This window comes from Anaerobiospirillum thomasii, assembly GCF_900445255.1.
Taxonomy (GTDB): domain Bacteria; phylum Pseudomonadota; class Gammaproteobacteria; order Enterobacterales; family Succinivibrionaceae; genus Anaerobiospirillum_A; species Anaerobiospirillum_A thomasii.
Genome location: NZ_UAPU01000007.1, coordinates 437,392 through 445,000 on the forward strand (window position 1 = coordinate 437,392; position 7,609 = coordinate 445,000).

5 protein-coding genes, 2 tRNA genes and 2 rRNA genes (1 of these 9 cut by a window edge) are annotated in these 7,609 nt (G+C 44.8%); 5 read left to right on the top strand and 4 right to left on the bottom strand.

Going from position 1 to position 7,609, the window contains the following annotated elements; genetic code table 11:
• The first annotated feature begins 12 nt into the window (after window positions 1-12).
• The 5 genes from argC (at window position 13) to DRZ93_RS09210 (ending at window position 5,181) form a co-directional block, all read left to right on the top strand.
• Window positions 13-1,023: an N-acetyl-gamma-glutamyl-phosphate reductase gene (argC, locus tag DRZ93_RS09190; protein ID WP_113743917.1), complete on the top strand. Its 1,011-nt coding sequence runs from the start codon at window positions 13-15 to the stop codon at window positions 1,021-1,023.
• A 27-nt stretch (window positions 1,024-1,050) separates the two neighbouring features.
• Complete coding sequence (gene argB, locus DRZ93_RS09195) at window positions 1,051-1,815, top strand: acetylglutamate kinase (protein WP_113746419.1); 765 nt, start codon at window positions 1,051-1,053, stop codon at window positions 1,813-1,815.
• A 79-nt stretch (window positions 1,816-1,894) separates the two neighbouring features.
• The gene (locus DRZ93_RS09200) at window positions 1,895-2,575 is read left to right on the top strand and encodes a GNAT family N-acetyltransferase (protein WP_218564284.1); all 681 of its coding nucleotides are present in this window, start codon (window positions 1,895-1,897) and stop codon (window positions 2,573-2,575) included.
• Window positions 2,568-3,791, top strand: a complete 1,224-nt coding sequence (locus DRZ93_RS09205; protein ID WP_113746421.1) for an acetylornithine/succinyldiaminopimelate transaminase — start codon at window positions 2,568-2,570, stop codon at window positions 3,789-3,791. The genes DRZ93_RS09200 and DRZ93_RS09205 overlap by 8 nt, the downstream gene beginning before the upstream one ends.
• A gap of 88 nt (window positions 3,792-3,879) precedes the next feature.
• Window positions 3,880-5,181, top strand: coding sequence for a Y-family DNA polymerase (locus tag DRZ93_RS09210; RefSeq protein WP_113746422.1), 1,302 nt, complete (start codon window positions 3,880-3,882; stop codon window positions 5,179-5,181).
• Between the two features lie 407 nt (window positions 5,182-5,588).
• Here DRZ93_RS09210 and DRZ93_RS09220 read toward each other — a convergent pair.
• From DRZ93_RS09220 to DRZ93_RS09235, 4 genes are all read right to left on the bottom strand, one after another.
• Window positions 5,589-5,664 (bottom strand) — tRNA-Thr (locus DRZ93_RS09220).
• An 11-nt stretch (window positions 5,665-5,675) separates the two neighbouring features.
• Window positions 5,676-5,752: transfer RNA gene (locus tag DRZ93_RS09225), tRNA-Asp, on the bottom strand.
• Window positions 5,753-5,766: 14 nt separating this feature from the next.
• Window positions 5,767-5,882, bottom strand: a 5S ribosomal RNA gene (rrf, locus tag DRZ93_RS09230).
• Between the two features lie 84 nt (window positions 5,883-5,966).
• A 23S ribosomal RNA gene (locus DRZ93_RS09235) occupies window positions 5,967-7,609 on the bottom strand; it runs 1,238 nt beyond the window's last position.

The following is a 7,609-nucleotide window of genomic DNA, read 5'->3' on the forward strand; positions in this document are numbered from 1 at the left end:
CAGGACATAGGTATGACAGTAAGAGCAATTGTTGTCGGAGCCAGCGGCTATACCGGCATGGAGCTTGTAAGAATTCTAAAAAGACATTGCGAGATCTCTCTTGAGGCACTTTATGTGTCAAAAGGCAGTTCCGATGCTATGAAAAACATTGACAGTCTGTACGGACAGCTGCAGGGTATCTGCTCGCTGCCGCTTGAGCCTCTTGATGATGTGCTTGAGGCTGCGCAGAAGGCAGATGTGGTTTTTCTGGCAACAGATCACAAGGTCAGTCATGATCTTGCTCCTGTATTTTATGAAAATAACTGTGTAGTTTTTGATCTGTCAGGTGCCTTTAGAGTAAAAGATCCTGACTTTTACACAAAATACTATGGCTTTGAACACGAGCATGGGGAGCTTTTGAACAAGGCTGTATATGCTCTTTGCGAGTATACAGACATTCTTGATCTGCAAAACGGTCGCATGATATCAATGCCAGGCTGTTACCCTACTGCCTGTCAGCTCTCTTTAAAACCGCTGCTTGAGGCTAATGTTATTGATAAGAGCTACATACCATCATTAAATGCTATAAGCGGTGTGACGGGAGCGGGCAGAAAGGCCACACTTAATAATTCATTCTGTGAAGTGTCACTTAATGCCTACAATCTTTTTGTGCACCGTCATCAGCCTGAAATTGCCACCCATCTTGGCACTGATGTTATTTTCAATGCCCATCTTGGACCGTTTAAACGTGGCATACATGCAACAGTTACTGCAAAACTTAATAAAAAACTGTCTCGTGATGAGATAGTGGCCATCTACAAAGATGCCTACAGACACTCACCACTTGTCAGAATCAAAGATAATCTGCCAAAGCTTGCAGATGTTGTGGACAGTGCTTTTTGCGATATAGGTTTTGCCCTTGATGACAAGGGTTATATTGTTATCTGCTCTGTTATAGACAATCTGCTAAAGGGAGCTGCGGCGCAGGCAGTGCAGGCATTGAATCTGCACTATGGATTTGACGAGACCTTAGGTCTTGTCTGAGAATAGTACAACAAATAAGGAGTACACATGACTACACCGCTTGTCATTAAACTTAGCGGCAAGGCTCTAAAGGACAAAGATAAGCTTAGTACGCTCTTTGAGGCCTTTGACAGCTTAGATAAAAATATAGTCATTGTCCATGGCGGAGGCGTCGAGGTTGACGCCCTGCTTGAGGCTCTTGATTTTAAAACCACACGCCTAGACGGTTTAAGAGTAAGCCCTAAAGAGCAGATGCCTTATATAAGCGCAGCTTTGTGCGGCATGTGCAACAAGGAGCTGCAGTCTATGCTTATTGCCAAGGGGCACAGGGCCTTAGGTCTTTTAGCTACCGACGGCAATACGACCAAAGCCTGCGTACTTGATGAAAAATATGGCTGTGTAGGTACTGTAAGTGCAGGCTCTGATGAGTTTTTACACAGTCTTTTTGCCATGAACATCATACCTGTCATCTCATCAATTGGTATTGATGACAAGGGCACACTTTTGAACATAAATGCCGATGATGTGGCACTGTCTGTAGCTGCACTGCTGCATGCCCCATTAGTCTATCTTTCAGATGTTGCAGGTGTACTTGATCTTGCAGGTAACCTTATTGAAAGTATTGATACTAAAAAAGCCTGTGAGCTTATTGCCCAGGGCATCATTACAGACGGTATGGCTGTTAAAGTCAAAGCCGCACTTAAAGCCTCAACTCTTACCGGCGCCAAGATATTTATTGCCTCCTACAGCGATCCTGAACTAAAAGCATCTCTCAAGTCACTCCGACGATTAGGCACATCCATTTACGCCTAAGTTTTAGCTGTGCCCGTGCACACCTACATTTAAAAAATAAGCATTAAAGTATAAAAAAAATTCTATGGAGACAGGACAAATGTCTATAAATACCAATGGTCAGGCCACATCTGCAGCTACAGAGCACACTCTTGATGCCATAAGACATGTGAGTATTGACGATCTGTATTCAAATGCACAAAGACTGCTTGAGCAGAATCTTTTATCACAGGGTGAGTTTAACTCTATTACCTCATCCTTAAATGAGATTGCCTCTACTCTTGACAGTAAAAATCCGCAGCACTATCTGGTGCGTCAGGCCCGTCTGTCTGATATTGACTCTCTTGAGGCCATGGTCAAGTACTGGGCGGCACAGGGTGAGAATCTGCCGCGCAGCCGTGATGATCTTATACGCAATATTCTTTCATTTGCCGTCTGTGTCAAAGACAATGTTGTTGTAGGCTGTGCCTGTTTATATGTCTATGACTCTGGTCTTGCCGAGATCAGATCGCTTGGCGTCTCCCCAATGATTCAAAGACAGGGTCAGGGCCGGGCCATTGTGCAGTTTTTATTAAAAAGAGCCCAGAAGATGGAGATTAAAAAGGTCTTTGTGTTAACCCGCAATGCCACCTTTTTTGCCAAGGTAGGCTTTGATAAAACTGTAATTGAGGCCCTGCCTGAAAAGATTTTAAAAGACTGCGACAAATGTCCTAAAAAGGACAGATGTGATGAAGTGGCCTATGAGTTCAACTTTAGCTATCAGGATAATAAAAATGCATAATCTACAAGTAAGCAGACAAACCTTTGATGATGTAATGATGCCAGTCTATGCCCCTCACAGCATGCTTATCACCAAGGGCAAAGGCTCCTATCTTTTTGACAGTGAGAATAACAGATATATAGATTTCACCTCTGGCATTGCTGTCAACTGCTTAGGTCACAATCACAAACAGGTGCGCTCTATCATTAAAAAGCAGTCCAAAAAGCTTATTCATGTCAGCAATCTTTTTGCCAATGACAAAACTTTAACTTTGGCTTTAAAGCTGACACAGAAAACTGATTTTTCCAAGATCTTTTTTGTAAACTCAGGAGCCGAGGCCAATGAGGCTGCCCTCAAGCTTGCAAGACGCTATGCCTTTGAAGTGTATGGGCCACAAAAAGATGAGATTATCTCCTTTGATCACAGCTTTCATGGCCGTACCTTCTTTTCTGTATGTGTAGGCGGTCAGGATAAATACTCAGATGGCTTTGGACCAAAACCTGCATCCATTACCCATCTGCCATTTAATGATATTGAGGCATTTAAGGCTCAGATCTCTGATAAGACCTGCGCTGTTATTGTAGAGCCTCTGCAGGGTGAAGGCGGCATTATTCCTGCAACAGATGAGTTTTTAGAGCAGGTACGAGCTTTGTGCTCAAAGCACAATGCCCTGCTAATTTTTGATGAGGTGCAGACAGGTATAGGCAGAACAGGCAAACTCTTTGCCTATATGCACAGCAGTGTAAAGCCCGATATTTTAACAACTGCCAAGGGCATAGCTGCAGGTCTGCCATTAGGTGCTGTACTTACCACTGATGAGATTGGCGTGCATTTTTCAAAGGGCTCACATGGCTCTACCTTTGGCGGCTCGCCGCTCTCCTGTGCTGTAGGATCGTATATTATTGACACCATCTCAAATCCTGTGTTTTTACACAAGGTTGAAAAAAAGCACAAATTCTTTGTCAAATATTTAAAGGCCATAGCCAAAAATACAGGAGTGATTGATGACATACGTGGCAAAGGTCTGCTGCTTGGGGTTGATCTTAAAGAAAAGTATCAGCCTTATGCCTCAGCTATTGTGCAGCAGTGTGCCAAAGAAGGTCTGTTTATTTTAATTGCAGGTCATCATACCTTGCGTATTGCTCCACCGCTTAATATTAAAAAGAGCGTTATCTGCGAAGGTCTTGGCATACTAGAGCATGTGCTTGCCAATATAGACAGCCTCATTGAAAAATAAGGTGCTTTTGGCCATCATTATCTTAGCCATTATGTTTTTAAAAACGCTGTGCTAGAATGATGGCATTTTTTTAAGGATCTGATTTTTTATGAGCGATGAGAGAAGATATGAGCGTGTCTATATACTTGTAGACTGCAATAACTTCTTTGTATCATGCGAGAGAATATTCAGACCCGATCTTAGATACAAGCCAGTGGTGGTCCTGTCCAATAACGATGGCTGTGTTATTGCCAGATCAAATGAAGCCAAGGCTTTGAAAATTGCCATGGGTGTACCTGTCTTTAAGGTACGCGACATTATTGACAGACATAATGTCACCCTCTTTTCCTCAAACTTCTCGCTCTATCTTGATATTTCCACGCGCATTATGACTACGCTTGAGAGCATGTGTGAGAAAACCTATGTCTACAGTGTGGATGAGTGCTTTTTAATATTAGAGAATGTAACAGAAGATGAGGCTGTAAGCTTTGCCTTCAAGGTTAAAAATACCATAGCTACCAATATAGGTGTGCCTGTGGCTGCAGGCATTGCCTGCACCAAGACCCTGGCCAAGCTTGCCAATCACTATGCCAAAAAGCATGTACAGACCACACAGTCAATCTACAGTATTTTAGATAACGGCCGACGCGAACGACTGCTTATAGACAATCCCATATCTGAGATCTGGGGTATAGGCAAGGCTCTTAACAGTGCGCTCAAAGAGCTTAATATTATAAATGCCTATGATCTGGCCCTGTGCAAGGAGGACTATATTAAGAAGACCTTTAATATTGTGCTCATGCGTACTGTGCAGGAGCTTAACAATATTGACTGCATAGACAACAGCATCAATGGCGACAATCAGCATCAGATTATGTGGTCGCGCACCTTTAAAGAAAGAATAAGTGAATTTGATGATCTCTACACGGCCCTTTGCAACTATGCAGCCATGGCTGCAAAAAAGCTTCGTGAGATGAATAAATATGCCACTGTTATTACTGTGTATATACGCACCTCATATTATGGCAAGGTTGAAAAATATGCAGCGGACCGATCGGTAAAGCTAACCTATCCAAGCAACGACCCACGCGTTATGATGCAGGCCTGCCATGCTCTTTTAAAACTTATATATAAGCAAGGCTATCTGTATATGAAGGCAGGAGTCATTCTAAGCGGTCTGCAGGATAGCCGTGAGCATCAGTTATCCCTCTTTGATGACTATAGTATTACAGATGATGTAAAGCGCTCTGACAGACTCTTAAATGCTGTGGACAACTTAAATGAAAAATACAGCAATGTAATTTATCTTGCTTCACAGGGTGCAAGGCTTAGTGAAAAGAAATTCAATTTAAAGGAGCATATGTCAAAAAGCTATACTACCAGCTTTGAAGATCTGCCCGAGGTGTATTAGCCTTTAGAGGCCATGTCTTTGCTCAAGAGCTTTTATAAAAATCATGGGCTAATCCAATTATACATTTATCAAGCCATCATGGTATTGTGTTTTCTCCTATATGATGCTGTTCCTCCAAAAACACCGCAGAATGGAGAGAACGTTATTGTTACTGTTATGAGTACTAATTTAGGAGTAAGATGGTTTATAGCTTGAAATTTAATGGTCTGTGCATAGTTTTACAGCCCAATGAGATATACAGATAGCTATCAGATCTTAAAGGTATAAGAGGTATAAGAATAGAGGTACACAGCTGCAAATTTTGTGTTTTTTGCGTACATTTTGCGTAGCAAAATGCGTTACTAATAGTAGATATGACATTATAGAAAAGTTAATATGTTGATATTTAAGTGATTTTTGTGAAGAAGTGGTGCTGATACCGAGAATCGAACTCGGGACCTCACCCTTACCAAGGGTGCGCTCTACCAACTGAGCCATATCAGCATTAGGAAAAGTGGCGGAACGGACGGGAATCGAACCCGCGACCTCCTGCGTGACAGGCAGGCATTCTAACCGGCTGAACTACCGCTCCGCATTATAGGGTAAGCCTGGCGATGACCTACTCTCGCACAATCGTACGTTGCACTACCATCGGCGTAACTGCATTTCACTTCTGTGTTCGGAAAGGGAACAGGTGGTTCTACAGCACTATGGTCGCCAGACAAATTCTGTAAAAAACTTATAACAAACTGATTTAACTCTTGAGTATAAAGAGGTCTTTAAATGTCCATGCCCTCCGGGGTTGTATGGCCAAGCCTCACGGTTAATTAGTACTGGCAAGCTTCACACATCACTGCGCTTCCACATCCAGCCTATCAACGTCGTAGTCTGCAACGAACCTTTAGGAGCTTAATGCTCAGGGATGACTCATCTTGGGGCCTGCTTCCCGCTTAGATGCTTTCAGCGGTTATCAGTTCCGCGCTTGGCTGCCGGGCCGTGCCATTGGCATGACAACCCGTAAACCAGAGGCACGTTCACTCCGGTCCTCTCGTACTAGGAGCAATCCCCCTCAATCATCCAACGCCCGCGGTAGATAGGGACCAAACTGTCTCACGACGTTTTGAACCCAGCTCGCGTACCACTTTAAATGGCGAACAGCCATACCCTTGGGACCAACTTCAGCCCCAGGATGTGATGAGCCGACATCGAGGTGCCAAACACCGCCGTCGATATGAACTCTTGGGCGGTATCAGCCTGTTATCCCCAGAGTACCTTTTATCCGTTGAGCGATGGCCCGTCCATGTGGAACCACCGGATCACTATGACCTGCTTTCGCACCTGCTCGAGATGTGCCTCTCGCAGTCAAGCCAGCTTATGCCATTGCACTGACCTCACGATGTCCGACCGTGATCAGCTGACCTTCGTGCTCCTCCGTTACCCTTTGGGAGGAGACCGCCCCAGTCAAACTGCCTACCAGACACTGTCCTCGTATGTGTTGTACTTAGTTAGAACCTCAAACATGTCAGGGCGGTATTTCAAGGTTGACTCCATAAAAGCTGGCGCTTCTACTTCAATGTCTCCCGCCTATCCTGCACAAACAGGTTCAAGGTTCAGTGTCAAGCTGCAGTAAAGGTTCACGGGGTCTTTCCGTCTAGCCGCGGGTACACTGCATCTTCACAGCGATTTCGGTTTCACTGGGTCCCGGGTGGAGACAGCGTGGCCATGGTTACACCATTCGTGCAGGTCGGAACTTGCCCGACAAGGAATTTCGCTACCTTAGGACCGTTATAGTTACGGCCGCCGTTTACCGGGGCTTCACTCAAGGGCTTCAACTTGCGTCTGACCCCATCATTTAACCTTCCGGCACCGGGCAGGTGTCACACCCTATACTTCCCCTTTCAGGTTCGCAGAGTGCTGTGTTTTTGTTAAACAGTCCCAGCCACCATTTATCTGCGGCTGTGTGCAGCTTCATCTGTGCAGATTGCACCGCTCACAGCGTACCTTCTCCCGAAGTTACGGTACATTTTTGCCTAGTTCCTTCACCCGGGTTCTCCCAAGCGCCTTGGTATCCTCTACCCGACCACCTGTGTCGGTTTGGGGTACGGCCACATATAACCTGAAGCTTAGAGGCTTTTCCTGGAAGCCTGGTATCAGTTGCTTCATATCCGTAGATACTTCGTCTCAGCTCTCAGTTTTTCACATATGTCTTTTAACCCATATGCTCCCTACAGCCTTTCACAGAAACTACCGTTCTTCTGCCAACCTAACCTTCTCCGTCACCCCATCGCAGCTATATGCGGTACAGGAATATTAACCTGTTTCCCTTCGACTACGCTTCTCAGCCTCGCCTTAGGCACCGACTCACCCTGCCCCGATTAACGTTGGACAGGAACCCTTGGTCTTCCGGCGAACGGGTTTTTCACCCGTTTTATCGTTACTTGCGTCAGCA

Bases quoted from the DNA above. Each gene is read 5' to 3' on its own strand.
- argC (WP_113743917.1), top strand. From the start codon at position 13: ATGACAGTAAGAGCAATTGTTGTCGGAGCCAGCGGCTATACCGGCATG.
- DRZ93_RS09205 (WP_113746421.1), top strand. From the start codon at position 2,568: ATGCATAATCTACAAGTAAGCAGACAAACCTTTGATGATGTAATGATG.
- DRZ93_RS09210 (WP_113746422.1), top strand. From the start codon at position 3,880: ATGAGCGATGAGAGAAGATATGAGCGTGTCTATATACTTGTAGACTGC.
- DRZ93_RS09200 (WP_218564284.1), top strand. From the start codon at position 1,895: ATGTCTATAAATACCAATGGTCAGGCCACATCTGCAGCTACAGAGCAC.
- argB (WP_113746419.1), top strand. From the start codon at position 1,051: ATGACTACACCGCTTGTCATTAAACTTAGCGGCAAGGCTCTAAAGGAC.